The sequence below is a fragment of the Bradyrhizobium japonicum USDA 6 genome, from assembly GCF_000284375.1.
GTDB classification, from domain to species: Bacteria; Pseudomonadota; Alphaproteobacteria; order Rhizobiales; family Xanthobacteraceae; genus Bradyrhizobium; species Bradyrhizobium japonicum.
Genome location: NC_017249.1, coordinates 6,634,732 through 6,660,477 on the forward strand (window position 1 = coordinate 6,634,732; position 25,746 = coordinate 6,660,477).

18 protein-coding genes and 2 pseudogenes are annotated in these 25,746 nt (G+C 63.0%); 7 read left to right on the forward strand and 13 right to left on the reverse strand.

What is annotated here, in order from left to right:
- Positions 1-54: 54 nt before the first annotated feature.
- Positions 55-807, reverse strand: a complete 753-nt coding sequence (locus BJ6T_RS31245) for a hypothetical protein (RefSeq protein WP_014496558.1) — start codon at positions 805-807, stop codon at positions 55-57.
- Positions 808-1,102: 295 nt separating this feature from the next.
- On the opposite strand from BJ6T_RS31245, the gene BJ6T_RS31250 reads away from it, so the two are divergent.
- From BJ6T_RS31250 to BJ6T_RS42730, 3 genes are all read left to right on the forward strand, one after another.
- The gene (locus BJ6T_RS31250) at positions 1,103-2,134 is read left to right on the forward strand and encodes an ABC transporter substrate-binding protein (RefSeq protein WP_028169614.1); all 1,032 of its coding nucleotides are present in this window, start codon (positions 1,103-1,105) and stop codon (positions 2,132-2,134) included.
- Positions 2,131-4,824: a hybrid sensor histidine kinase/response regulator gene (locus tag BJ6T_RS31255; RefSeq protein WP_028169613.1), complete on the forward strand. Its 2,694-nt coding sequence runs from the start codon at positions 2,131-2,133 to the stop codon at positions 4,822-4,824. The genes BJ6T_RS31250 and BJ6T_RS31255 overlap by 4 nt, the downstream gene beginning before the upstream one ends.
- 96 nt (positions 4,825-4,920) lie before the next feature.
- Positions 4,921-5,844 (forward strand): dienelactone hydrolase family protein, encoded by a 924-nt coding sequence (locus BJ6T_RS42730; protein WP_160321082.1) that lies wholly within the window; start codon positions 4,921-4,923, stop codon positions 5,842-5,844.
- A gap of 191 nt (positions 5,845-6,035) precedes the next feature.
- On the opposite strand, the gene BJ6T_RS31270 is transcribed toward BJ6T_RS42730, so the two are convergent.
- Positions 6,036-6,947, reverse strand: a complete 912-nt coding sequence (locus tag BJ6T_RS31270) for a LysR family transcriptional regulator (protein ID WP_014496562.1) — start codon at positions 6,945-6,947, stop codon at positions 6,036-6,038.
- A gap of 129 nt (positions 6,948-7,076) precedes the next feature.
- Here BJ6T_RS31270 and BJ6T_RS31275 point away from each other — a divergent pair, with 129 nt between their 5' ends.
- Together BJ6T_RS31275 and BJ6T_RS31280 are read left to right on the forward strand one after the other, a co-directional pair.
- A complete protein-coding gene (locus BJ6T_RS31275; protein ID WP_014496563.1) occupies positions 7,077-8,015 on the forward strand; it encodes a ring-cleaving dioxygenase in 939 nt (312 codons plus the stop codon).
- Positions 8,012-8,653 carry an alpha/beta hydrolase gene (locus BJ6T_RS31280; protein ID WP_014496564.1) on the forward strand — a complete coding sequence of 214 codons (642 nt, stop codon included), beginning with the start codon at positions 8,012-8,014 and terminating at the stop codon, positions 8,651-8,653. Before BJ6T_RS31275 ends, BJ6T_RS31280 begins: the two co-directional genes overlap by 4 nt.
- 57 nt (positions 8,654-8,710) lie before the next feature.
- Here BJ6T_RS31280 and BJ6T_RS31285 read toward each other — a convergent pair whose 3' ends face one another.
- The 3 genes and pseudogenes from BJ6T_RS31285 to BJ6T_RS31295 all read right to left on the reverse strand — a co-directional run bounded on the left by BJ6T_RS31285 (position 8,711) and on the right by BJ6T_RS31295 (position 13,339).
- Complete coding sequence (locus tag BJ6T_RS31285; protein WP_225894988.1) at positions 8,711-9,889, reverse strand: glycosyltransferase; 1,179 nt, start codon at positions 9,887-9,889, stop codon at positions 8,711-8,713.
- A gap of 459 nt (positions 9,890-10,348) precedes the next feature.
- Positions 10,349-11,410, reverse strand: coding sequence for a cytochrome-c peroxidase (locus BJ6T_RS31290; RefSeq protein WP_197538864.1), 1,062 nt, complete (start codon positions 11,408-11,410; stop codon positions 10,349-10,351).
- A 355-nt stretch (positions 11,411-11,765) separates the two neighbouring features.
- Positions 11,766-13,339 (reverse strand): annotated as a pseudogene (locus BJ6T_RS31295) (winged helix-turn-helix domain-containing tetratricopeptide repeat protein).
- 165 nt (positions 13,340-13,504) lie between these two features.
- On the opposite strand from BJ6T_RS31295, the gene BJ6T_RS44020 reads away from it, so the two are divergent.
- Entirely contained in the window at positions 13,505-13,741 is a 237-nt protein-coding gene (locus BJ6T_RS44020) for a DUF1127 domain-containing protein (RefSeq protein ID WP_225894994.1), read from the forward strand.
- Between the two features lie 218 nt (positions 13,742-13,959).
- Here BJ6T_RS44020 and BJ6T_RS31300 read toward each other — a convergent pair whose 3' ends face one another.
- Positions 13,960-14,907 carry an ABC transporter substrate-binding protein gene (locus tag BJ6T_RS31300; protein ID WP_014496570.1) on the reverse strand — a complete coding sequence of 316 codons (948 nt, stop codon included), beginning with the start codon at positions 14,905-14,907 and terminating at the stop codon, positions 13,960-13,962.
- Positions 14,908-15,160: 253 nt separating this feature from the next.
- Positions 15,161-16,336, reverse strand: a complete 1,176-nt coding sequence (locus tag BJ6T_RS31305) for an OpgC family protein (RefSeq protein WP_014496571.1) — start codon at positions 16,334-16,336, stop codon at positions 15,161-15,163.
- Positions 16,337-17,124: 788 nt separating this feature from the next.
- Between BJ6T_RS31305 and BJ6T_RS31315 the strand changes: the two genes are divergently transcribed.
- Positions 17,125-18,117, forward strand: coding sequence for a helix-turn-helix transcriptional regulator (locus BJ6T_RS31315; RefSeq protein WP_014496573.1), 993 nt, complete (start codon positions 17,125-17,127; stop codon positions 18,115-18,117).
- A gap of 106 nt (positions 18,118-18,223) precedes the next feature.
- Here BJ6T_RS31315 and BJ6T_RS31320 read toward each other — a convergent pair.
- The 6 genes and pseudogenes from BJ6T_RS31320 to BJ6T_RS31345 all read right to left on the reverse strand — a co-directional run.
- Positions 18,224-18,379, reverse strand: a pseudogene (locus tag BJ6T_RS31320) (winged helix-turn-helix domain-containing protein); the annotation flags it as partial.
- A gap of 257 nt (positions 18,380-18,636) precedes the next feature.
- Positions 18,637-19,650, reverse strand: a complete 1,014-nt coding sequence (locus BJ6T_RS31325; RefSeq protein ID WP_063623572.1) for an ABC transporter substrate-binding protein — start codon at positions 19,648-19,650, stop codon at positions 18,637-18,639.
- A gap of 611 nt (positions 19,651-20,261) precedes the next feature.
- On the reverse strand, positions 20,262-21,902 hold the full coding sequence (locus BJ6T_RS31330) for an amidase family protein (RefSeq protein ID WP_014496576.1): 1,641 nt from the start codon (positions 21,900-21,902) through the stop codon (positions 20,262-20,264).
- 277 nt (positions 21,903-22,179) lie between these two features.
- The gene (locus tag BJ6T_RS31335) at positions 22,180-23,676 is read right to left on the reverse strand and encodes an ABC transporter substrate-binding protein (protein WP_014496577.1); all 1,497 of its coding nucleotides are present in this window, start codon (positions 23,674-23,676) and stop codon (positions 22,180-22,182) included.
- A 54-nt stretch (positions 23,677-23,730) separates the two neighbouring features.
- Complete coding sequence (locus tag BJ6T_RS31340; RefSeq protein WP_014496578.1) at positions 23,731-24,735, reverse strand: ABC transporter ATP-binding protein; 1,005 nt, start codon at positions 24,733-24,735, stop codon at positions 23,731-23,733.
- Positions 24,732-25,745 (reverse strand): ABC transporter ATP-binding protein, encoded by a 1,014-nt coding sequence (locus BJ6T_RS31345; RefSeq protein WP_014496579.1) that lies wholly within the window; start codon positions 25,743-25,745, stop codon positions 24,732-24,734. Before BJ6T_RS31345 ends, BJ6T_RS31340 begins: the two co-directional genes overlap by 4 nt.
- Between the last annotated feature and the right edge of the window lies 1 nt (position 25,746).

Consider the following 25,746-nt stretch of genomic DNA (forward strand, 5'->3'; position numbering starts at 1 on the left):
GGCATTCGCGCCGATCCACAACCGGGTGGGAGAATGTCGTGAGGTCGTCCGGTATCAGAACTGGCCGGGCGGCAGCTTGAAGATGTCGGGGCTCTTGGCGTCGGCCACGTAGAACAGCAGCAGGCTGGTCGGGGTCAGCACACGCTGGTTGTTCTCCTTGTTCTCGAACGTGCCCTGCAGAAGCAGGATCACCGAGCGATCCTTGGCGTCGCTGCCGCGGAACATCACGATGCCGCCGGCGACAGGCATGTTCATCGCGATCGAATCGGGCTTGAAGCCTTCGCCCATGAAATGGGCGCGCAGGATGTTGGCGTTGGAGAACAGCTTCTCCGGCGTCATCGCCGTGTCGGTCCCCTTCGACCAGACCGCGCCGATCTGGATCAGCGACTTGGACTTGTAGCCGAACACATAGGAGAGCTCGGCGGTGCCGCCGTTCGGCAGCAGCTCGGGAACGGAGAGCAGCAGGCTGTGCGTCAGCTCGGACGCGTTGTCCTGCGCCCTGATCGCGTCGGGCTTGGAGCTGAAGTCCTTGGTCATCGCCGCGCGCACGTCGGCTTCGCTCATGCCGAACTTGGCGGAGCGGAAGCCGTCGATCGCCTTGGTCGTCTTGTCGTCCGCACCGGCGGTCGGCGTCTCGGTCGCAGCAGCGACCGGCGCACCGGCGGCAGCCGGCGCCGCACCGGCAGCAGCGGCCCTGGGTGCCGGCGCAGCCTTCTGCTTCGGCACCACTCCCTGGGCCGCGAGCGGCCCGGCTGCAACAGAGGTCAGCAGGCCCACGAGGGCCGGAAGAAGATAGATTTTGCGCATCGAAAACCTTCGAAACAAACCTGAAACAACGCTTCAAAAAATCAGCCGCTCAGAAATCGACTTCTCCGAACTGTCGTCTCAACGAGACGGAAAATGTTGCAACGCCACAATGCGTTGCAGATCGTCACGGAGCAGACAAAGCTCGAAACAGCGACTCTTTGGCCGGGTAGGAATACGGTATCGGACTGCCGAATGCTGCGAATGAACATTCATAAGCGCATTTTTCATCAATTGTGGACACCGCCCTTTCGCGTTAAGCATCGGGCTTGGGACAGACCATCGTGCAAAGAATTCCATGACCGAACGGCCTTCCGCGTTCGGGCTCGATCGCCGCGGCTTCATTCGCCTTGCGGGTACAACCGCTGCAGGATGGATTGCGCTCGGCGCAACGTCAGATCGCATGCGGATCGTTGCCTCGCTGACGGGATTGCCGCTCGACGACGAACTGACCAGACGGAGCATGACCAACAGCCCGACCTCCCGCCTGGGTGGTCTCATCGTCGGCTTGAGGCAGCGAGGCTGGGTCGAAGGCGTCAACTTCCGCCTCGAACTTCGTTCGACCTTCGGCGGACCCGACAAGCTCAAGACCGCGGTCCAGGAGTTGCTAGAGCTCAAGCCGGACGTGATCCTGACCGGCTCGACCATCGAAACCGCCGCAGTCTTTGCCGCCACCAAAACCATCCCGATCGTTTTCGCGACCGCCAACGATCCGGTCGGCAACGGCTTCGTCGAAAGCCTCGCGCATCCCGGCGGCAACGTCACCGGCTTCACCAACAGCACCGCCGAAATGGGCGGCAAATGGCTTCAGCTCATCCGGGAGGCGGTGCCGGATCTCGCGCGCGTCGGCGTCCTCTTCAACCCGACTACCACGCCGCGCGCCGGGCGTTTCTTCCTCGACTCGATCGAGCAGGAGGCCGCGACATCAGGGGTGTCCGTGGCCCCCGCGCCCGTCAATGCGCCAACGGACATCGACGATACCATCAGGCGCTTTTCCGAATCGCCCAGGGCGGCGATGGTTGCGCTGGTCGACAGCTTCCTCGTGATCCACCGTCAGGCGGTCGTGGCGGCGGCGGCCAAACATCGCGTCCCCACGATCTATCCGTTCCATTATTTCGTGGATGCGGGCGGACTGATGAGCTACGGGCCGACACTGGAAGTGCGCTCGGCCGATTACGTCGATCTCATCCTGCGCGGCACCAAGGCCGGGGATCTGCCGGTGCAATCGCCACGGAAATACGAGCTCCTGATCAACCGCACGGTCGCCCGCTCGCTCGGATTGAACATTCCATTCACGCTGCTCGCGCGCGCCGACGAGATCCGCGAGTGAACGAGGCGATCGACCAGGGACATTTGCGGACGCCTCCGGGCCGGTTATTCCGAAAATATCTCTACTCGATCGTCGCCCTCGCCTTTGCAGCACTCGCCATCAACACCGGCTTCGACGTCTGGTTCTCCTATCGCGAGCAGAAGCAGCTGCTCGCCGCGACCCAGCGCGAGCAGGCTGCAAGCGCGGCCATTCAGATCGGCCAGTTCATCGGCCAGATCGAAAGCCAGATCAGATGGCTCTCGCGCCTGCCTCCGGAGCTGTCGAGCAACGAAGACGACCGCCTCAACGCCATCCGCCTGCTGCGCCTCTCGCCCGCGATCGCGGAGATTACCGAGCTCGACTCGCAGGGCCGCGAGCAGGTGCGCGTGTCGCGCCGCGTCGCGGACAGGGTCGGCAGCAAGGCCGATCTCTCGACCTCGCCGGCCTTCCGCGGCGCCAATGAAAGCCGGGCCTATTACGGGCCGGTCTACTTCTTCCGCGACACCGAGCCGTTCATGACGCTCGCCACGCGCGGGACCGGGCGGAATCCCAATGTGATCGTGGCCGACGTCAATCTGCGCTTCATCTGGGACCTCGTCGCCGGGATCAGGGTCGGCAACACCGGCAAGGCCTATGTGGTCGACCGCATGGGGGTCCTGATCGCGCATCCCGATCTGTGGCCGGCACTGCGCCGCAGCGATCTGTCCGGGCATGCGGACGTGCGCGCCGCGCTCGATGGCGTGGGACCGCCTTCGGGCGGCCTGGTCAAGGAGGATCTGTCGGGCCAGCGCGTGCTCTCGACCTATGCGACGGTCCCCTCGCTCGGCTGGCTGGTGTTCGTCGAGCTTCCGCTCAGCGAAGCCTACGCCCCGATCTATGCATCGATCGGACGCGCGACGTTTCTCCTGGTCGTCCTGCTCGCCTTCGCGGTCCTGGTGTCCCTCTGGCTCAGCCGGCGCATGACCGTGCCGATCCAGATCCTGACGCAGGGCGCGCGGCGGATCGGCAGCGGCGATCTCGGCCTGCGGCTCGCGATCAAGACCGGCGACGAGCTGGAAGCGCTCGGCGACCAGTTCAACCTGATGGCCGCTCACTTGCGCGAATCCTACGCGACGCTCGAGCGCAAGGTGATCGAGCGCACCTACGAGCTCGAGAAGGCCCGCGACCACGCCCTGGCCGAGCATGACGCGGCCGAGCGCGCGCGCAGGGCCGCCGTGCTGGCCAACGAGACCAAGTCGCGCTTCCTCGCCGTCGTCAGCCACGAGCTGCGCACGCCGCTGAACGGCGTCATGGGCGTGCTGCAGCTGCTCGACGACGGCAGCCTCGGCGAGGCCCAGCGCCGCCACCTCGCGACCGCGGAGGCATCGGGCGAAACACTGATCGCGCTGGTCGATGCCATCCTGGAATATGCCCGTCTGGAGGCCAGCACCGAAACTCTGGAGACGCGCGACTTCCGCCTCCAGCAGCTGATCGAAACCGCCGCGGAGCTGATGTGTCCGCAAGCCTTCGGCAAGGGCCTGACCTTCGACCTCACCTGCGATGCGACGGTCGACACCTCCGTGCATGGTGATCCGGTCAGGCTCAATCGCATCCTGCTCAATCTGATCGGCAATGCCATCAAGTTCACCCCGCACGGCGGGATTGCGCTCGCGGCGGCCGCCGAGCAACGTGACGATCATGTCATGCTGCGCGTCACCGTTCGCGATACCGGCATCGGCATTGCGCCCGACATGCACGAGCGCATCTTCGACGATTTCGTCCAGGCCGACGACAGCATCGCCCGGCGGTTCGGCGGCACCGGCCTCGGACTGGCGATCGCGCGCCGGCTCACGCGCCTGATGCGGGGCGAGCTGACGGTGGAGAGCACGCCGGGCGCGGGCAGCACGTTCACGCTTCAGGTGCCGCTCGGCCGTGCCGCAAGCGGCGTCGCGCAAGGCGCGGTCCCGCCGCCGTCGCGGCAGCTCCGCGTGCTGCTGGTCGACGACGATCCCGTTAATTGCGAGGTCGGCGAAGCCATTCTGAACCGGCTCGGCCATCGCGCGACGATTGCGAGAGACGGCGCGTCGGCCATCGCGCTCGCCCGCAATCAGGCGTTCGACATCATCCTGATGGATCTGCACATGCCCGACATGGACGGCGTCGAGGCGGCCTCGCGGATCGGCAAGCTCGATCTGCCAAAAATGCCGCGCATCATCGCCGTGACCGCCGACGTCTCCACCAGCGCCCGCGAGCGGCTCGCAGGCGCCGGCATCGCCAAAATCGTCAGCAAGCCGATCCTGATCAACGCGTTGCGCGAGGCGATCGAGGACGATCCAGCGCAGAAGACGCCCACGGCGCAGCTTGCGGCCGGCGCATTGATCGACCGGCATTTCCTCGACGACCAGCAAGAACTCCTGGGCGCCGCGCAAATCGAAAAGCTCCACCAGCTTCTTCGGCAAACGAGCGAACGACTGATCGACGACATCGCCAAGGCCGCGGAGATTGGCGATCACAGGCAGCTCGCGCGATCCGCGCACCAGCTCGGCAGTGCGGCAAGCGCGCTCGGCCTCGTCTGCCTGTTCGAGCGCAGCCGTGAGATCGAGCTGGCGGCGCCCTCGATGTCTCCCGCCGAGAGCGAGAGTGCCGCCCGCGAACTCGCTGCGCTTCGAGATGCGTCGATGAGTGCGCTCGACGAATTGCTCCGGCCGGCCGAGCAGCCTTCGGTCAGTTAGGGAGCCTCAGTTGAGGACCGCTTTTAACCCAAGGCCGACATGCGCGGCGCGAATCCTCTTCAAGGATACTTACGCTTTCCCAAGTCGGATATGGTGTTGACCAGAATCAAGGGGGCAAAGGTGCAATTTCCAATGAGGCAAATCATATTCTCAATAGTCGCTGTTTTGTCGTTCTCATCTGCGCGTGCTGAGATGGTCAAGATACCTTGGCATACTTCAGCGCAGTCCTTGCCTTGGATTCCCGGCAACGAATACATCGACGGCAGGTCGAAAAACTTCATGGACGGCACCGTCGAGGAAAAGGGCAAGGTAAAAGCCGAGGGCGAACTGTCGGCGGACATCATGCGGCCGCAGGGCGCCAAGGGACCAATCCCCTTCGTGATCATGCTGCACGGCTGCGACGGGTTCGGCCGGGTCGAGAGGAAATGGGGGCGCGACTACGGCGGCAGATTGGTCGGAGCGGGCTATGGTGTTCTCCTGCTCGACAGCTTCGGCAGCCGGGGATTGGGACCCGACGGCGTCTGCTCGGATCCCAGCCAGTTGACTTGGGCGCGGCGCCGGGCTGACGATGCGTATGCGGCGCTGGACTGGCTCATCGGACAGAAGATCGCCGATCCCAAGCGAGTCTACGTCCTTGGCCGCAGCAACGGTGCGACCACGACCCTGATCATCATGAACCGGGCGATCGGCGACCTGCACGAGCACATGTTCGCGGGCGGCTTCGCGATGCAGCCGTCCTGTTATTTGATGAAGAACGTCGAGTTCTACGCCCCGGTCCATCTGTTCCTAGCAGAGAAGGACGAGGCGACCAGCCCCATCCTCTGCGGCCAGATGGCCGAGAGCAAGCGGTCGATTCCCGTGAAGACGGTGCTGTGGAAGGGGGCGAACCACAGCTTCGAAGATCACGAGCCGATCCACGTTTTCCATGGCTACCATGTCGGATACAATGCCGCGGCTGCGGAAGGCACCATCAAGGCAATCATTAGTGCGTTGAACGAGGCCAAGAAAGCGGAAAACTGACCGCGCGGAGTCGCACAGCCTGTAGGTCTGCGACTCCGGCCGAATGGCGGCGGATAGATGCGGGAAGTCCGTCTGAACGACTTCCGCTCGTGGCCCGGAGGCGAAATCGCCGCACGTCCCCCTTCTCGGCGGCTGGCGGGGCGAAGCAGCCTTCGGCAGGATCACCGCTCGACGAGACCACGCCCCCAGCCTCAGCGCGTCCGCACGCCTGCCTCGTCCTCGCGGCCAAAACGTTCGACGAGGAAGTCAATGAACAGCCGCACCTTCACCGACAGATGCCGCGTCGGCGGATACACCGCGTAGAGCGCAAGCGGCGGCGCGGAATAATCGTCCAGCACCGTCCGCAGCTCGCCCTTCTTCAACGCATCGGCCGCGATGAACTCCGGCAGCAGCGCGAGCCCCCTGCCCTTGATCGCGACGTCGCGCAGCACCTCGGCGTTGTTGACGCAGAGCGACCAGGCCGGCTGGATCCAGTGATCGCCATCGGCGCCGGTGAGCTTCCACTGATTGCCGGTGAGCAGGAAGCCGTAGGTCAGCGAGGCGTGCTCGCGCAGATCCTGCGGATGCTTTGGCGTGCCGTGACGCGCGAGATAATCCGGCGAAGCGCAGATCATGCGCGCCACCGGCATGATTTTTCGCGCGATCAAGCTCGAAGATTCCAATTCCGCAATCCTCAAGGTCACGTCAAAGCCGTCCTGGACGGGATCGAGCAGATCGTCGCTGAGCACGATCTGAAGCTGAAGCTCGCCATAGCGCGCCATGAAGTCGGCCAGCACCGGTCCAAGTCGCATCGTGCCGAACGACATCGGCGCGTTAACCCGCAGCAAGCCGCGCGGCGCCGACTGGGCCTGCGTCACCGCCTGGTCGGCCGCCTCGATCTCCGAGAGGATCACCACCGCGCGCTCGAAATAGCGCTGGCCGTTCTCGGTGGGGCTTGCGTGCCGGGTGGTCCGGTTCAGGAGCTGAACGCCAAGGCTCTCCTCGAGGTCGGCGATGTATTTGCTGATCGCCGAGCGCGACAGCCGCAGCTGCCGGCCCGCCTCGGCAAAACTGCCGCTTTCGACCACTTTGACGAAGGCCCGGAGGCTGGCGACCTTATCCAAGGGCCGGCCCCGGCGATTGTTTCCAAATCGTAGACATAGACGTCATATTTGCATGGATTGTCTCCAATCCAAAGCGGAACGATATTTCCAGCCAGAGCAAGACCGCTCCCCGAATTCTGGAGGACGACAATGTCTGGACTGCACCACGTCACCGCGATCGCCGGCGACCCCATCCGCAATTTCGGCTTCTACACCCGGGATCTCGGCCTGCGCTTCGTCAAGAAGACGGTCAATTTCGACGATCCCGGCACCTACCACTTCTATTACGGCGACGAGACCGGCCGCCCCGGCACCATCCTGACCTTCTTCCCCTGGGCCGGCGTGCCCACCGGCCGCCGCGGAGTCGGCGAGACGCATCAGACCGCCTTCCGCGTGCCGCAGCGCTCGCTCGGCTACTGGACGCAGCGCTTCACGGAGAAGGGCATCGCCTATGAAGCCCTGGAGAAGCGTTTTGGCGAGTCCGTGCTGCCGTTCACGGACCCTGACGGCATGGCGCTCGCGCTGGTCGGCATTCCCGGCGCCGAGAACGAGCCTGGCTGGAGCAATGGCGACGTGCCGGCCGAGCACGCGATCCGCGGCTTCCACGGCGTGACCCTGCTGCTCGACAACGCGGCGAAGACGGCGGCCGTCCTCACCGACGTGTTCGGCTTCAAGGAGACCGGACGCGAGGGTTCTGTGATCCGCTTCAAGGCGCCGGGCAATGCCGAAGGCAGCGTCGTCGACATCTACGAAGCCAAGGGCTTCCTGCGCGGACATCAGGGCGGTGGCTCCGTCCACCACATCGCCTTCCGCGCGGCCGATGACGCCGAGCAGGGCCGGATGGCGCAAAAGCTCGTGAGCAATCACGGCCTGCACCCGACCGAGCAGAGGGACCGCAACTACTTCCGCTCGATCTACTTCCGCGAGCCCGGCGGCGTGCTGTTCGAGATCGCGACCGACATCCCCGGTTTCGCCGTCGACGAACCCGTAGCGACGCTGGGACGTGATCTGAAGCTGCCGAGTTTCCTCGAAGCGCAGCGCAAGCAGATCGAAAATGTTCTGCCAAGCCTGGAAGAAAGCGCGTCATGACCGAGAGCAAATTCATCCATCGTTTCGAGCCCGCGACCAACGCGGGCTCCCCCCCTCTGCTGCTGCTGCACGGCACCGGCGGTGACGAGAACGACCTTCTCGGGCTCGGCAAGATGATCTCGCCCGGCTCCGCGCTGCTCTCGCCGCGTGGCCGCGTGCTCGAGCACGGCATGCCGCGCTTCTTCCGCCGTCTCGCCGAGGGCGTGTTCGACGAGGACGACGTGCGCCGGCGCGCGCTGGAGCTCGGCGACTTCGTCGCGGATGCGCGGCAGCAATACGGCATCGCCGCGCCGGTTGCGGTCGGCTTCTCCAACGGCGCCAACATCGCAGCCGCGCTGTTGCTGCTGAAGCCGGACGTCCTGGCAGGCGCGATCCTGCTGCGTGCGATGGTGCCGCTGTCGGATCCGCCCAAAACTGATCTGCTAAAGCCGGAGCTTGGCGGCAAGCCGATTCTGCTGCTGTCCGGGCAGTCCGATCCGATCGTGCCGGCGACCAATTCGGCAAAGCTTGCGGCGCTGTTGTCGGAAGCCGGAGCGCGCGTCGACCACAAGGTGTTGCCGGCAGGCCATCAATTGTCGCAGGCCGACGTCACGCTGGCCCGCAACTGGATCGGCAGCGTCGACGCCAAAGCGGCATGAACCAAAGAGCGGCGCATCGTTCACGAACGGTGCGCCGCCCATTCGCCTTGCGAACCGTCAGGCAGATTTTCGAAGCGGTTGTTTCCTCGGTTGCGGTCTCGCCGCGCGGCCGGTGGCGGCGATCGCCTCCATCTCGTCGACGAGGCCGGACCGATCGATATCGACTTTCATGGCCTCGCCGAGGAGACGGGCCGCCTTCCTGAATTGCGGCTCTGCAATCAATCGGTTCACCGCCGCGGCAATTTCCGCTTCGGAGGCGGTTGGAGGCAATTGAAGCCCTGCCCCCTTCGCCTCGACGCGCGCGGCGTTGGCAGCCTGGTCCCGCCCCATTGGCAGGATGAGCTGCGGCAGTCCGTTGACGAGTGAACGCGTGGTGGTTCCGTGGCCGCCTTGCGAGATCACCACGGAAACATCCTTCATGACGAGGTCATGGGGAGCGCCGCGGACCAAATGCACATTGTTCGGAGTCCGGAGATCGGCGACGTCGACATTGGGACCGGCTGTTGCAAGGGCATCGATCTCGACCGCTTCCATCGCGCTGATAATGCGCTGAAACAGCTCGCGCTGACCTTGCGCGCCCGTGCTGCATGCGATCAGCCCGCGAGGACGACCCGACTGGGCCGACCATGGCGCTCGCCAAGCCTCCGTCTGCCGGGATTTTGACCAATTCGGTACATCGAGCAGCGGTCCGATGTAGCGGAAATTGTCGGGCAGCGAGTCAGCTTGAAAGTCGAACGCTCGACTGGTCGCCAGCAAGAGCCGGTTGGCCCGATCGAACAGATCGAAGACATCTGCCAGAAGCGGAAGACCCAGATCGGCACGCGCGCGGTTGAAACTAGGCAGAAACACATTGAGTGTTTCGGCAAGTCTGGCATTGGCGGCGTCGACTGCGGCGCGCTCTTCCGGCGTTTTCGGTTGACCCAGTCCGCCGACAGCCGGCGGCATTCCCGGCAGGGGCCGAATGCTGACATGAGGGGACAGAAGAGCGAAAGGCACGCCTGACGCCTCCGCCCCGAGCGCAGCACCAAACAGCACGTCGAGCACGAGAACGGCATCCGTCGGCATACGGCCGATCTCATCCCGGACATCGGCCGCGTAGAGCGCGGCAGGATCAAAGATGGCCTGGCGTAGAAAGTCTTTCACATCGGAGACGTCCACCGGATCCGCAGCCTTTCCGGTCGGGGCGCGGCGCCATGCTACAAATGCAAAACCGGAGGCCTCGACTTCAGAGCGCATCGCCGGATCCGCCATCACCCGGATGTGATGTCCATTCCGGTGCAACCTCCGCGCCGCAGTCAATAGCGGGCTCAAATTCCCGAGGGTCCCCCACGACACCAGCAGAAAATTATAAGACATCGGAGAACCCTTTCGTCACGGTTGCGAATTCGCTGTCGCAATCCATCCTGCACATCCCAATGCAGGCTTCCGGACCGACGCGCGGCCGCTTGTGTCTGCGCGGCCACGCCAAGAATGACGCGGCGCGCGCTACCGAACGATGTCTCCTCTGGGGGAGACGGTTACAGCCGTAAGGAGAGGATGGCCGCTTATGGGCCAAAGCGGACATTTGAGCTGATGGCCAGGTCCGCTAAGCGGCAAAAGCGGTTCAACAGTTCAGGACGCGGATTTGTCCGCTAAGGGCCACGCGCCGTGACTCAGCTCAGATCGCAGGAATTACGGTAATCTGGTGGACAACAATTAGAGCGGGGGCGGCTCCGGCTGCTTCGGCTTTGGGCCGAAAGCCCTCGCCGTATCCCGCTGAGGCCGGTTCACTTTGGATAGAGCGAGTTGCCGTGCATACTCCTGGTCACCAGTTACCTTGTACTGCGCGCTTGTCAGCGAGGCGAGGAACGCCACCATGTCATCGATCTCCGGCTCCGTCAGCGCTAACGGCTGCATGTCCTTGTCGAGCCAGGGGTTCGTGATTCCATCGCCCTTGTTGTAGTGATCCATTACGTCCCACAGGGTCTGCATCGATCCGTCGTGAAAATAGGGTCCGGTCACGAGAACATTTCGTAGGCCCGGCGTCTTGAACGACGCGATGTCGTCCTGCTTTCTCGTCACGAGGAAGCGCCCGAGGACAGACATCTCGCTCGTGATCGCCGCGGTGTCGATACCCGTCACATGTCCTTTCGCCAGCTCTCGCTCAGCCTGCTGCGCCAGGGGAACCACGTGATGCCGGAGGATGCCGATGCCAACGTTGTGAAAATCGCTATCCAAGAAGAGGGTTGCGTCCGGCTGGTTGTCCGTCAAAGCATGGCAGAGGTGGCAACGGGCCTTGGCGTTGAACAAATCCCAGCCGCGCCTGGCCGAGTCGCTGATGGCGTTGCCGTCTCCGGCGATGAAATGGTCGAACGGGGAATCGAAGGAAGCCAGTGTCCGTTCATACGCTGCGATTGCGCTCAACATATCCTGCTCGTTCACGTCCCGGCCGAAGGCCTGCATGAATTGAGCCTGATAGTCCTTGTCGCCGGCGATCCTGGACAGCGCATCGCCGATACTGGCCGAGCCCATCTCGAACGGATTCGTGATTGGCAGCGCAGCCTGCTGCTCTAGCGTATCGACCCGGCCGTCCCAGAATTGCGTTTTGTTATAGAGCGCATTCAACACGGTTGGGGCGTTACGTTGGCCGACGCGGCCATGGATACCGACTGCCAGGGGCCTGCCGTCGGTGAAGGCCCGCGCCGGATCGTGGCAGGTGGCGCAGGAGACCGTACCGTCGCCTGAGAGCCGAGGCTCGAAGAACAGCTTCTGACCCAATGCGACTCTGGCAGGTCTGAGCGTGGACGGCGAGATAACATACTCGGTCAAAACCGTGGGGAAGCCAACCTGAATTGATGAACGGGGCTGGGCTAACGGGCCCGGCTTGGGCAGGGGCGGTGCCTGCCCTGGCGCCAGTGCGGGCGGTGCGCCTGCACCGGCGTCTTGCTCTTGGGCTCGCGGAGCAACTACCGCGAAGGTATTCGATAGGAGCAATAGGATCACGAGAGATGTGGCGCGCATCATAAGTGGGCACCTCATAGCGGCGGCAGAGGCTCCAGCGGGCACACAAGGCGCGCGGGCGCGGTCGATGGGAATTGGAATGAGACCAGTCTTTCCCGACAACCGCGCGCACTCATGGGGGCAGACCCATGATGGGGAAAGTTCGCATGACCCTTTCGAGGTGTTCCGGCCTGTAAAATCGAGCGAGCTTTGGCGCGAGTGTGGAGACGCGCAGAGCCGGCCTCGCTTCCATCAGGCGCGCACCGATCACCCGGGCTTCCTCGACCCTTCCAGACATTGCGTGGCATGCCGCCAGAATGAATTGTGCGTTGAGATAGTTGGGCCGGTGCAGCACAGCCGACTTGGCCCATGATGCCCCGTCCTCATATCGATCCGTCAGGAAGTGCGCAAACGCTATGCCGGTCTGCATCAGGAAAAGAAACGGATCCATTGGGCTTAGACGCCCCCGGCATGGAACTGCTTAAGCGCCGCCTCTATGTCGCCGCGCCGTATGTGCTCCCAGCCGATGGTATACCGTGCGACAGCCAGGTTCGGGTTAAGTTCATACGCCCGGGAGACGAGGGCCACGCCATCGTCCATCTCGTATAATACGGCGGCAATCGCCTGCCCGGCTCTCACGAGTACGGTTGGATCATCCTTATCGAGCTCGATCGCACGCCTTGCCAACCGTCGGGTGTCGTTCAGTTCCTGATCCGCGTCGATCGTCCAGCCGAAGATCTTTCGTTGCAGATAGCAATAAGCACCAAGCGCGTATGCTGAGGCCAATCCGGGATCGATCTCGACAGCAAGCCGGATCAATCTGAGGGCCTCAATGTTCTGTTCGCGGGTGAATTCATAGAAGCTCGAGAGTGCACGAAGATAGTAGTCGTAGGCCTGAAGATTTTCGGTTGGCTTGCGCTTTGCGCGCTCTATCTCGGCGCGCTCCAATTGAGGAAAGAGTGCGCTAATCACGCTACTCGTCACTTGGTCCTGCAGATCGAAGATATCCTTGAGCTGGCTGTCGAACCGGTCCGCCCAAAGATGAGCACCCGTCGTGGCCTCGATCAACTGCCCGGCAATGCGAACCCGATCGCCGGATCTGCGCACACTGCCTTCGAGCACATACCGAACGCCCAGCTCGCGCCCGACCTGCCTGATATCGATAGCCTTGCCCTTGTAGGTAAAAGTGGACTGTCGCGCGATGACGAACAGCGACTTGGACCGTGAAAGGCCAGTGATGATGTCCTCGACCATGCCGTCGGCGAAGTACTCCTGCTCTGGATCGGAGCTCAGGTTGGTGAATGGGAGAACGGCCAGCGACGGCTTGTCGGGAAGTGCGAGGGCAGGTTTAACCGTCTCCCTCTGGATTTCTGTTCCTGCCACAGTCGGGGCGCCGTCAGCCTCCTGCACCATGCCAATAAAGCGATAGCCCTTCCTTGGCAGCGTCTTGATCAACCGCTGCTTCTCCCCGGAATCGCCAATTGCGGACCGAGCGGCATTCAGGCGGGTCGTCAGCGCGGCATCCGACACGCACCGTCCCTTCCAAATGGCTGTGATGAGCTCATCCTTGCAAACCACGCGCTCGCGGTTGCGGATGAGGTAGTCCAGAAAGTCAAAGGTCTGCGGCGCCAGGGCGACGACGTTTGTCTCGCGGTACAGCTCGCGGCGGCCGGGATCCAGTTCGTAGTCTTCGAAGAGATAGCGCAAGGCGCGAAATCCCTCTGGACGGTCTCCGGTCAGGCCCGGCAACACCTGGAAAGTAAAGAATAAGCCGTCCGTAAGGAAAATGTAAGCAGCGGATCAAGCGTGCCGGGCCGGATTTTGGCAGCATGTCAGGGTGGAAACAAGGTGCCCGAGGATGCTGCGATGAGCATGATTTATCAGACAACGGGCTTGGTCCAGACGACAGACTCTCAGCGACGCAATGTCAGCGTTTTCAGGAATTGCTGGAACGCTTTTCAAGAGTGGCGGAAATGGGAGCGGCTGCGGCGTGATCTTTGTAGCCTGAGCGATCAGGAGCTGAAGGATATCGGGATTACCTATGGCGAGATCGATTATGTGGCCTCGAACCGAAATACTGACCCGCGAGGCATACGATCGGCCGGATGATGTCGACCTCCGGCACCGCTTTTTCGAGTGGCCATAGTCAGACTCCACCGAGCGCGCAGCCACCTTTGGCGCGAAGCAGACAATGAACGATCCTGCTTGCCCTCGTTCCATCTGTCGGTGGTGAGCCTCCAGTCCTTTCCGTCCTTCTCCCAAACCCCGACATATTTTCCAGCCGGTTCCTGGCCGCCGGTCCCTTGGTGGCTGCCCGGCAGCCGCGCTCATTCAACCACCTCGTCGGCGCGTAGCAGGAATGACTCCGGTACTTTCAGACCGAGTGCCCTGGCGGTCTTCAGATTGATGACGAGGTCGAACTTGGTCGGCTGCTGGACTGGCAAGTCGGCGGGCTTCGCCCCGCGCAAAATCCTGTCGACAAAGGTCGCGGCAAGCCGCCATAGGTGGGTTGCGTCCACGCCGTAGGACATCAGCCCGCCCGCATCGACGAACTCCCGGTATTCAAACATCGTTGGAATTCGCGCGGTCAGCGCTCGGGGCGCAATGGCGAAGGTGAGTGGGACGCCGACGGCATAGAGTGCGTCCGCACGGTCCCTGAGGGCCTCGAAAGCCGATGCGACGTCGTCTGCGCGCCGGATTTCCAATATCGTCGCCTCGAGGCCGAGCGCGGAGGCCGCCGCCTGCACCTCATCCATCCTGTTTTTGAAACCGGGGCTATTGGCATTGACCATAACGGACAAGCGGCGGAAACCTGGGACAACCTCGCGCAACAGCTCGAGGCGCTTGCCGGCAAGACTGATGGGGTTGAGCGCCAGGCCGGTCGCATTGCCATCCGGTCTGGCCAAACTCGCGACGAGGTCGCTGCCGACAGGGTCGCCAGAAATGGAGACAATTGGGATGAGCGATGTCGCACGTTTTACCGCGAGGGTCGGAGATCCCCCCACCGTGACGATGACATTCACCTTGAGCCGGACGAACTCGGTCGCAATCTCGTTGGAGCGTTCGGTATGTCCCTCCGCAGAGCGATACTCGATCGCAACGGTCCGCCCCGCGATCCAGCCGAGTTCGCGCAACCGATCCTCGAAATCTTGGGCCGACCAGGCCGGACCCAAGAATCCGATGATGGGTAGCTTTCGCGACTGCTCCGCCCGCGCCGGGCTCGTGCCCATAACCGCGGCAACGCCGACGAGCGTGATGAACTCGCGCCGCCTCATGGAGTTACTCGTTTGAAGCGCCCGACTGAGGCATACAGCCTAGCATCTTTCAACCGGGAGCCGAGCGAGAAAAGGGCTGGCAGCCCGCCCTAACCGTGCGACGCAATGTCCGCAACGGGGTCACACGCGGAACAACTCAGGTTGAACGCATCGAGCCCGCTTCGCCCCCAAAGAGCGGACATCTGGCGGACATGTCGGGTCGGCAGCTTCGGGCCAAGAGCTGCTCTCCGCCCTCCACCAGCATTCTACCAGTTTAGCGAACCGGCGGAAATTTCCCGATCGACTGCGTCCCCGCTGACTTCCACTCGCGCTTGATGCTGATCGCGCTCAGTATCCGCGCGACGACGATCATCATCAGCACTCCGGCAACACTAACCACGATCTGCATCGCAAGCCCCTCCGAGAGGTCGAGCATCGTAAGTTGGCTGGCGAGCGCCAGAAGGACGCCGAAACAATAGATCGGCAGCGAATTCTGGCCACAGCACTTCGCGCAGCTCAACACCGGCGTCGATAGCCCTTCCCAATTCCGAGGAATGAATCGCAGCGCCACAATTGCAAGAGCCACAAAATGCAGCAGCCGCATCGGACTGAGATTCGATTTATCCGGTGGGGCCAGCAGATCCGTCAAGGTTTGCGGAACCAGCGGCTCGATGCTCCAACTTTGAGCAAGGACCAAGCCGACAATCAGATAAATAACGGCAAAAACAAGCGCCGGGCGCGACATTACCCAAGGCCGGAATTTCTCCCCCTCAATGACACACCATGCGCCCAGCACGATCAGAAGCTGCCAAGCCAGCGGATTAAAGAACCAGACGCCGTTGGGCCAGGCTGGAACTCTCCAACCGAAGACGTGCACGAGCGCGTAGAGCAGCAAGGACGCTCCGAGCGTCACATTCGGCGCTCGCAGCAGCAGCCACAGCAGCGGCGCGAACAGCACGTGAAAAATCACAAAGACTGGCAAGACGTCGGTGTTCACTGGCCGGTATTGCAGGATTGCGGCGTGCGCAAGCGTGGCGCCCGGATGCTCGAGCAGAATTCGCGTATTGCTCTCGTCGGCGAGTTCATTGCTGCCCGCAAGGTAGACGAGGATGGCGCAAGCGAGCGTGAGCAGTAGAAACGCCGCATAGATGTCCCATCCCCGGCGCAGTGAACGGCCGATCATGCCGCTCCAGCCCTCGCGCTCACGTGCCCTGCCGTAGGCCAGAGCGCAGGTTACGCCCGAGATGAACATGAATATCTCAGCCGCATCGCAGAAGCCGTAGTTTCGCGGCGTCAGCCAGCTCCCGATGTTATTGGGAACGTGATCGAGAAAGATCCACCATAACGCGATCCCGCGGCAGACATCGATACGCAGATCGCGGCCAGCCGCCCTGAACCCCGGCGGAGTCTCGCCGAACGATCGCGTCGAGGTGTGAACTCGATCATCCATCTGCCGGCCTTCTGCGTGCGCTCATGGAGTCGATAATGCGCGCCAGCTACCCGATGGATGATGGGGGCTCCTTCGCCCAGCTACTCCTCCGAGCGTCAGGGTCGGGAGGATCGTCGTCCTCCCAAGGCGCTTGCAGGAATTTGTCGCCGCCGCCCCGTATCAAGAGTTGCTTTCTCATTTCCGTGAGGCGGGCGCGGCAGTACTCGCGGTATAATATGTCGACTATGCTGGACATGATCGAACCCCTTCCTGATCACCACGGTTGACGTCCCATGTGACAGACCATTTCACCCGGCGACTGAAAAGGAGCAGTGCCGGGACGTAGTCTGTGTCCGACGGACCTTAATGGTGATGCAGCGATCAAGGCACGACAGGAAATCGGTATCAGAAAACAGTCTCGTTCTGCAGAACTTCTGCCCGCGGATCAATCAGCACGATTAGCCGCGAACAGCGTTGTTAAGTTGGATCTGGTCTTGCACCGTGCCAAGGATTTTAAATGGATCCGATGGCGGCAATTTGAAATAGAGCCATCACAATCACCTCCTCTTAAAGGAGATATTTGCACGCGACATTCGCAATCAAAGATTGTCGTAATTTTCTCGTCGCCACGTGAGCCAGTTCACATCAGCATCAATCACAGTTGAATGAGACTAGCAGACAAAGGATGTGGCTTCTTGGAATCCTGCGCACCTCAAGAGACGGTCGGTGCGCGAATTGCAAATTGCGGATACCGACAGCTGGCCTGTCGCAGCATTTGACCCGATGTCTTATCAAGGCCGGAGGTCACCATGTCTACGGACGTAGCCGATTTCGTCTCGCATCGGTTCTCGACGCGCGAGCATCCGGAGCAGATGCGACTTCCACTCTGGCGCGAGAGCTTTGTGCGGGGGATAGTCCACGCCGACGTCGAGCCTCTGGCGAACATTCCGTTTCGAGCCGACGCAACGTTGCAAGCGATCCGCGGTTTGCGCACGCTCGCACTGAAAGGCTCGCCCATGCGCTTCAAGCGCTTGCGGACCAGCATTGCTGACGGTGACGACTCGATCGGCCTCATCGTCTGCTCACCCGGCAAAAGTCGGCTGTCGCAACGTGGCCGGGACATCGAGCTTTGCGCCGGCGACGCAGTCTCGATTCTGCATTCGGAGCCCGCCACCGTCACCTATGTCGACGGATTACTATTCGGTCTGGCGGTGCCTCGCGAGGCGCTTGCACAGCGCGTGGCAGACGTCGAGGGCCTCGCCATGCGGCCAATCCCTCAGCGAAATGAACCGCTCCGCCTCCTCATGGCCTATCTGAAGTCGGCATTCAAGGAGGGGGCTCTGGCCGCCCCCAAGCTGCGTGATCTAGTCATGACTCACACCTGTGATCTCGTAGCGCTCGCAGTCGGCGAGTGCGCCCCTTTGGGCGAAAGCGACGCGAGTGCGGTCGTGGCCGCTCGCCACAGCGCCGTAATCGGCTACATCGCCGCGCACTTTAAGGAGCCGGGGCTCAGCGTCGAGACGGTAGCTCGTCGCCAAGGCATCTCACCTCGCTATCTGCAGCGCCTGATGGCGTTATCAGGATCATCGTTCACCGGGCACGTGAATGAGCTACGTCTCCAACTTGCGTTCAAACTGTTAACCGAAGCGCGCGTCAGCGCGCAGCTAATTTCCGATATCGCGCTGGAGGTCGGCTTCTCGGATGTTTCGCATTTCAATCGCCTGTTCCGATCTCGCTTCGGCGATTCGCCGCGTGGGGTTCGTTACGCCGGCAGGGATCCCGGCCGAGCCACGTGCCCCTGATCGGCGCGTGCGCGAGATCCTGCTAGCGAATCCGCATTGGGTTATAAGCTGCCCTCGGCTGCCTGCTTTACTTTGGTCGGCCCATCCCTCGGGAGCAGACATTGCGGGCGTTGATGAGCTCGTCCTTGCTGACGACGCGCTCCCTTCGGATCAGGTATTCGAGCAGATCGAACACCTGTGGTGTAATGGAAACGATCTCTGCCCCGCGATGAAGTTCGCGCCGGTCGATGTCAAATGCGAATTCCTCGAAGCGATAGCGCAAGTTGCCAACCCTCACGTTGTCCTTCCTTCGCAGGAAGGCATTTTCGCACGCCCAAAGAATATGCCGCTGGTATTAAAACTGTAAACCGAAGGTGGAGCGGGTTTTGAACTGTGGCATCGCATCTGACGCAGCGGAGCTCAACTTCCGGTTTGGCTCAAAACGGCGCTTGGGAGGTCGGCCGGTCACTTCCGGTCCGCGGACCGCTTCGCAGTTCGCTTGCACTTCGCGTTGGGGCCATCAGTAGAAGTAAGCCGTCCTCACTCGATCACTTCGTCGGTGCGGGCGAGAAGCCCTGGCGGTACAGCCACGTCGAGAGCCTTTGCCGTTTTGAGGTTGACTGCCAACCACAGCTTGCTTGGAAATTCGATGGGAAGATCGCCCGGGTGTGCCCCCCTCAGTATCTTGTCCACAAAATAGCCGGCGCGACGATAGCACCAGCGCAAGTCCACACCATAGCTCACAAGGCCGCCGTGGACAACGTGCTCGCGATATCCGAAGACGGTCGGCTGCCGCTTCTCGAGGGCGATAGCACCGATCTGCTCGCTCATGTTGAGCAGCAGGCTTGTCTGAAGGACAACGGTGACCTCCACCCCTTCGTTCGCCAGCGCAGCGAGCGCATTCGGAATGTCTTGCGCCGTACTGGCATCGGCTTCGACCACGCTGAGGCTCAAAGCCCCACAAGCTGCCCTCAAATCCCCGACTTGAGGCGGACCCTTGGGATCGTTCATGTTGGTGAGCAGTCCGACGCGCCTTGCCTTCGGCACGATTTCTCGCGCGAGTTCAATTTGCTTGGTCGGCAAACCCGCGATGTAGGGTTCAATGCCCGTTACATTTCCTCCCGGGCGAGCTTCGCTGGCAATCAAGCCGAGATGGACCGCATCGGCAAGCGCGGGACAGACAATTGGTATTGTCGATGTTGCGTTTCGGGCAGCGACGGCTTCCAGTGTTGCCGGCACAGCGATGATATCGGGTTTGAGCAGAGCCACCATCTCCTCAATCGATGGTACCCGGTCCCGGAAGATGTCCATTCGCCGAATGATATCGATGTTGCGGCCTTGCTCGTAGCCGAACTCCGAGAGCCCCTTAACGAAATTGCCGAACGCCAAGTCTACTATGAATTGGGGCAACTTCACCCCCGGAGGTGCAGCTCCTGCCCATGCGATGAGCGGACGTTTTCGCGCGGGCTGCGCGATTGAGCCTCGACCAAACAATGTCGATCCTGCTGTAGCGCCAAAAACGCCGAGATATCCGATGAACTCCCGCCGTCGCATGTGTCCCTCCTGTACGGGCCACGCTATTGGCTGGTGAGGTTAGCACCTTGCAGCGGTCTGTGCGGCAATTTAGCGAGCCCGTTGCCCAAGCCGCATTCGCCGGGGGATGGTCGAGATGGGTCAAAAGCCGACAGCGCGCCAACGCCCCAACACGTCAGCCTGGGGCACAAGCCGAAATCAGCATCGAGCAACGCCACGTCTGCGAAGGACCAGGAGCAGCCGTTGCACACCGGCCCATGAATGAGAGAGGTCGCCTCGCGAACGACCTCTCCTTCGTGCCCGGCAATGTACGCTTGTTGCGATCAGCGTTTTTGAACAGCGGCCGCGGAATGTCGTGCTGCCGGACATACCGATGTTCACGACACGGGTCTACGTCTTGCACGCATTCGGGCGGCAACTCCCCCCTGCGAGCCCGCCTGTTCATCGATTTTCTTGTCGAGGCCTTGGGCGTGTCGCGCAATTTGTCACTCTGAACTTTAGGAATTGGCCAGAACGCGGTCCGACGCGCGAGCAGGGATTTCCGCTACGGGCAAAAGCAGTCCTCAACCGACGTCGCTTGAATTGGCCAACACTTCAGACCAGCAATCCTGATCCTCTCGGCCCGGCGAAATCTAAAGCGCGGACAAGCCGGGCGGCGGCTTGCCCATGTTGGAGGCCTGCTCATAGGCATAGGCCAGACGCAGCAGCTTGTGCTCGCTCCAGGCACGACCCGCGAAGGTGATACCGAGCGGATAGTCAGGCGTGTCCCTGTCGTCGGCTCCCGAGATGAAACCGCCCGGCACCATGACGCTGGGATAGCCCGCCTTCGCTGATATCACGCAGCCCGCCGCGCCGGGAAACAGCACCGCGTCGAGCTTGTGCTGGTTCATGTATGCGTCCATGCCGCGCGTCTTGGCGGAGAGCAGGTCCATGGCCCGTGCCGATTTGTACTCGCGCTCGCTCAGATCGCCCCTGGTCATGTTGGCGGCGAGGAACAGGTCCTGGCCGAACCGCAGCGCCGTCTCCGCGTTCGCCTCGTTGAAGGCCACGATGTCGGCCATGGTCTTCATCTCTGTGTTCGTCGTCCAATCCCTGAGGTAACGGTTGAGATCGCGCTTCAGCTCGTAGAGGAAGACGATTGGCGGCGCCGCCAGATTACCCCTGTTGCGACTCAGGGGATTGCGGTTGAGCACATTCATGCTCGTACCAGGGCCGCCGATCCAGCCAGATGTTGGCATGTTGGCACGCACGATGGCGGCGCCCAGATCCTCGAGCACCTTGATCGCGTCGGCCATCACCTTGGCCGACCTTGGCGGCAGCTTGCCGTAGTAGCGATCGTTCAGCGGATCAGCCGGGTCGCTCGGCACACCGATGCGCGCGCCCTTCATCGCGTCGGTTGCGAGGTCGGCGGTGTAGTCGGCCGGCCGCCGCTGCCGCTGGGTCGCGGGGTCGAGTGGGTCTTCGGCCGCGAGCACGTTCAATAGCATCGCCGCGTCGCGCACCGTGCGCGTCATCGGTCCTGCAGTGTCCTGGCTGTGCGCGATCGGCACGATCCCGGCCCGACTGACCAGCCCGACGGTCGGCTTCACGGTGACGAGGCCGTTTTGGCTCGCGGGATACAGCAGCGAGCCCGACGTTTCGGTGCCGATCGAGGCTGCGCACAGGCCAGCCGCCACCGCGACGGCCGAGCCGGCGCTCGATCCGCCCGGCGGCACGACCGGGATGCCGCGATCATCCATCAGCGCCGGCGCGTAAGGGTTCTTCACCTGACCGCCTAGCGACGAATAGCCCGCGGGCATGTCGGTCGCGAGGATGTTGGCGAACTCCGTCAGGTTCGCCTTGCCCAGGATCACCGCGCCGGCCTTTCGCAGCAGCTTGACGACGGTCGCATCTCGTTTGGCGCTCGCGCCCTCCAGCGCCAGCGAGCCCGCCGTCGTCGGCTGCTTGTCGCCGGTCGCGATGTTGTCCTTCACCAGGATCGGGATGCCCGCCAGCGGCCGTTTGGCCGACGGCTTTCTGTCGTCGAGCTTGCTCGCGATCCCAAGCGCGTCGGGATTGATCGCGCGCACGGAGTTGAGCGCTGGCCCGTTGCGGTCATAGGTCTCGATGCGCGCGAGATAGGCTTTGGTCAGCGCCGTGGCAGTGACCTGCCCGCTGGCCAGCGCATGAGCGATATCGCTCATCGGCGCATTGTCGAGCTTCAGGGTGATCGGTGCTTCAGCGCTGACGGCAGCCGCGGCGATGCCGGCATCGCGGCGGGATGGCTTCTTCATGGCGTGCCTTGCCTGACGGCGCGTCCCGAACCATGACGCCGCGATGATCGCATATTGCCGGTGTTTTGCCCGACGGGTCAACCGCATCGCGCGGGCTCGGCAAGCCATCGAGCGGACCGTGCAAGCCAATGACGCAAGCCATTGAAATATCTAACCCCGGCTACTGTGCATGGGGTTGTTTTTCAGGTTTTTTTTTGGGTTGCCCAAAAAGATTGACCTCTCCCTGATGGGGAGAGGTCAACGTTGAAGCGACAGGTTCGACTTGATCGAACGGCCCCTACTCCCAGGACCAGGTCGAGAAATCGTTCTCGTATTGCGGGACGTCCTTCCAGACGCCCTTCAACTTCTTGTTGGTGATGGTGATGAGCTGCGGCTGGTACAGGAAGCCGGCGACCGCATCGGTGGCCAGCATGCGCTGGGCATCGCCGAGCAGCCTTGCGCGGCCGGCCTCGTCAGGCGTCGACACGATCTGCTTGTAGAGCGCGTTGAAGGCCTCATTGTTGTAGCCGAGGTAGTAGTCCGGCTCGGTGATCTTGACGAGGTCGAACGGCTCGACATGACTGACGATGGTGAGGTCGAAATTGTGCGGGCCGTTGCCGGCGAACACCTGCGACAGCCACTGCGCCCATTCGACATTCTCGATCTTGGCGATGATGCCGACCTTGGCGAGCTGAGCCGCCAGGATCTCGCCGCCCTGCCGCGCATAGGACGGCGGCGGCAGCTTCAGCGACAGTTCGAGCGGCGTGGTGACGCCGGCTTCCGCCAGGAGCTTCTTGGCCTTCTCGGGATCGTAGGGGTTGATGCCGGTGGTGTCGACGAAGCCGAGCGCGCCGGGCACGTAGAAGCTGCCGATCGGCGTGCCGAAACCGTCAGCCGCGCCGTCGATCATCGCCTTGCGGTCGATCGCGGCGAGGATGGCGCGGCGGACGCGGACGTCGTCGAGCGGCTTCTTGCGCTCGTTGATGCCGACGATGGTCTTGGCCCGGGAGCCGCCGACCATCACGTTGAAGCGCGGATCGGCCTTGAACTGTCCGATGGCGCGCGCTGCCGCAACGCGCGGGAACGCATCGACGTCGCCCGAGAGCAGCGCCGCGGTCTGCGCCGCCGGATCGGAGATGAAGCGGATCGTCACCTTCGACAGCTTGATCGCGGCGGCGTTGCGATAGTCGGCCCATTTGTTCAGCGTGAGCGAGGAACCCTTGGCCCAGGCCCCTAACTGATAGGGCCCGGTCCCGACCGGCTGCGTGCCGTTGGTCGGCGCGCTCTTCGGCTCGACGATCGATCCGCTCGCCTGCCCGAGCAGGAACGGCAGGTTCGGTTCGGAATATTTCACCATGATCACGACCGTGTCGGCGTCGGGCGCGTCGACCTTCTCGAAGGCCTGGAACAGGCTCTTGTCCTTGTTGGTGCTGGTCGGGATCGCGTTGCGCTCGAACGAGAACTTCACCGCCGCGGAATCGAACGGCTCGCCGTTCTGGAATTTGACGCCCTTGCGCAGCTTGAACGTGTAGGTCTTCAGGTCGGGCGAGGCCGTCCAGCTCTCGGCCAGCAAGGGCGACACGGAGCCGTCCTCGTTGATCTTGGTCAGCGTCTCATAGATGTTGTAGAGCGTCACTTCGGCGATCGCGGCCGCGGCGGCGATGGTGGGATCGAGCCCTGGCGGCTCCAGCGCCATCGCCATCACGACGCTGTCCTTCTTGCTCTGTGCCAGCACCGGCAGCGGTGCTGCGACAAGTGCGGCGGCAAATGCGACGATCGATAATTTCTTGAGCATGCGTAACTCCCCGGCCTTCTCTTGTCTCAGCCTACGCCAATTCCATAGGGGACACTAACCTTCCATGGCCGCGTGCGGCAATGCCATCACCGCCTCCGCCTTGTGGCAGGCGGCGAGATGGGCTTCGCCGACCGTGCGTAGCAAGGGCGGAACCTCGCGGCAATGCTGGTCGGCCAGCGGACAGCGCGCGACATAGGGGCATCCGCTTGCCGCCGCCGATTGCGAGGCGATCGCCTGGGCCCCGCGCCGCCGCCGGCCCCCGCCGGCGCGCGCCCGCGGCACGGCGTCCAATAGAGCCCGCGTATAGGGATGGGCACAGCGCTCGAACAGGTCCTCCGGCCTGCCCTGCTCGACGATCCGGCCGAGATACATCACCGCGACCTCGTCGCAGAGATAGTCGACCACGGCGAGGTCGTGGCTGATCAGGATGTAGCTGAGGCCGAACTGCTCCTGGAGGTCCTGCATCAAATTGAGCACCTGCGCCTGCACGGAGACGTCGAGCGCGGAAACCGGCTCGTCGGCGACGATGAGCTTCGGTTGGGTGATCAGCGCGCGCGCGATCGCGATGCGCTGGCGCTGGCCGCCGGAAAATTCGTGCGGATATTTGTCCATGTCCGCATCGCGCAGGCCGACCTGGCGCAGCACCGCGGAGACGCGAGCGCGAAAAGTGGTGCGGTCGGCATCTTCCAGCACGGTGAGCGGCTCGGCGACAATGCGCGCGATGGTCTGGCGCGGATCGAGCGATCCGTAAGGATCCTGGAACACCATCTGGAAATCGCGGCGCGCGCGGCGCAACTCGTCGGCCGAGATGCGGTTGAGATCGCGCCCGAGCAGCGCGACCTGCCCCGACGTCGGCCGCTCCAGCGCCATCACCACCCGCGCGAAGGTCGACTTCCCCGAACCGGACTCGCCGACGACGCCGAGGCTCTTGCCGGCTTCGACCCGCACGCTGACGCCGTTGAGCGCGCGCACCTGGCCCGGCGGGCGGAACAGGCTTTCGCGCGGCAGCGTGTAGCGCTGCTCGAGATTCTTGACGTCGAGAAGCGGCGCTGCGGTCATGCGGGCAGCGCTCCGACATTCGCGGCCATGGAGACATCGGTGCGCACGCAGCGCACGCCGTGACCGGGACCGACTTCGACCATCAGCGGCAGCGCCACGCGGCACTTGTCCTCGACCAGCGGACAGCGGTCGCCGAACGTGCAGCCGGCAGGCAAGTCCGCAAGTTCGGGCACCGTGCCCGAGATCGTCGTCAGCCGCGTCCCCTTGCGCGCGCCGAGCTTCGGCCGGGCGCGGAACAGGCCCTGCGTATAGGGATGACCCATGCGGCGGAACACCTCGTCGGTCGGCCCGCTCTCGACGACCGTGCCGCCATACATCACCATCATCCGCTGCACATTCTCGGCAATGACACCGAGATCGTGCGAGATCAGGATCATCGACATGCCGCGCTCCTCGACGAGATCGGCGATCAGGTCGAGGATCTGGCCCTGGATGGTGACGTCGAGCGCCGTGGTCGGCTCGTCCGCGATCAGGAGGTCGGGCTCGCAGGCCAGCGCCATGGCGATGGTGACACGCTGGCGCTGGCCGCCGGAGAACTGATGCGGATAGGCGTCGATCCGTCTTGCGGGATCGGGCAGTCCGACGCGGTCGAGCAAGGCGATCGCTTCACGCCGCGCCTGCGCCGCCGAATACCTCTTGTGACGCCGCAGCGGCTCGCCGACCTGATGGCCGATCGTGTGCATCGGGTTGAGCGCCGTCATCGGTTCCTGGAAGATCATGCTGATGCGGTTGCCGCGCAGCTTGCAATAATCCGCATCCGACAGACCGGCGAGCTCGCTGCCGTCGAGCCTGATGCTGCCGGTCACGACAGCACTGTCCGGCAAGAGGCCCATCAGCGACAGCGCCGTCACCGACTTGCCGCAGCCGGATTCGCCGACGAGACCCAGCGTCTCGCCGCGCTTGAGGGTGAAGCTGACGCCGCGCACGGCCTGTGCTGGTCCGCGGCTGGTGTTGAGGCGAACGCCGAGATTGGCGACCTCGATGAGCGGCAGAGTTGAGCGCTCCCCCATC

Bases quoted from the DNA above. Each gene is read 5' to 3' on its own strand.
- BJ6T_RS31250 (WP_028169614.1), top strand. From the start codon at position 1,103: ATGACCGAACGGCCTTCCGCGTTCGGGCTCGATCGCCGCGGCTTCATT.
- BJ6T_RS31245 (WP_014496558.1), bottom strand. From the start codon at position 807: ATGCGCAAAATCTATCTTCTTCCGGCCCTCGTGGGCCTGCTGACCTCT.
- BJ6T_RS31300 (WP_014496570.1), bottom strand. From the start codon at position 14,907: ATGAGGCGGCGCGAGTTCATCACGCTCGTCGGCGTTGCCGCGGTTATG.
- BJ6T_RS31325 (WP_063623572.1), bottom strand. From the start codon at position 19,650: ATGCGACGGCGGGAGTTCATCGGATATCTCGGCGTTTTTGGCGCTACA.
- BJ6T_RS31305 (WP_014496571.1), bottom strand. From the start codon at position 16,336: ATGGATGATCGAGTTCACACCTCGACGCGATCGTTCGGCGAGACTCCG.
- BJ6T_RS31285 (WP_225894988.1), bottom strand. From the start codon at position 9,889: ATGCGCTCTGAAGTCGAGGCCTCCGGTTTTGCATTTGTAGCATGGCGC.
- BJ6T_RS31280 (WP_014496564.1), top strand. From the start codon at position 8,012: ATGACCGAGAGCAAATTCATCCATCGTTTCGAGCCCGCGACCAACGCG.
- BJ6T_RS31330 (WP_014496576.1), bottom strand. From the start codon at position 21,902: ATGAAGAAGCCATCCCGCCGCGATGCCGGCATCGCCGCGGCTGCCGTC.
- BJ6T_RS44020 (WP_225894994.1), top strand. From the start codon at position 13,505: ATGATTTATCAGACAACGGGCTTGGTCCAGACGACAGACTCTCAGCGA.
- BJ6T_RS31275 (WP_014496563.1), top strand. From the start codon at position 7,077: ATGTCTGGACTGCACCACGTCACCGCGATCGCCGGCGACCCCATCCGC.
- BJ6T_RS31335 (WP_014496577.1), bottom strand. From the start codon at position 23,676: ATGCTCAAGAAATTATCGATCGTCGCATTTGCCGCCGCACTTGTCGCA.
- BJ6T_RS31315 (WP_014496573.1), top strand. From the start codon at position 17,125: ATGTCTACGGACGTAGCCGATTTCGTCTCGCATCGGTTCTCGACGCGC.
- BJ6T_RS31340 (WP_014496578.1), bottom strand. From the start codon at position 24,735: ATGACCGCAGCGCCGCTTCTCGACGTCAAGAATCTCGAGCAGCGCTAC.
- BJ6T_RS31345 (WP_014496579.1), bottom strand. From the start codon at position 25,745: ATGGGGGAGCGCTCAACTCTGCCGCTCATCGAGGTCGCCAATCTCGGC.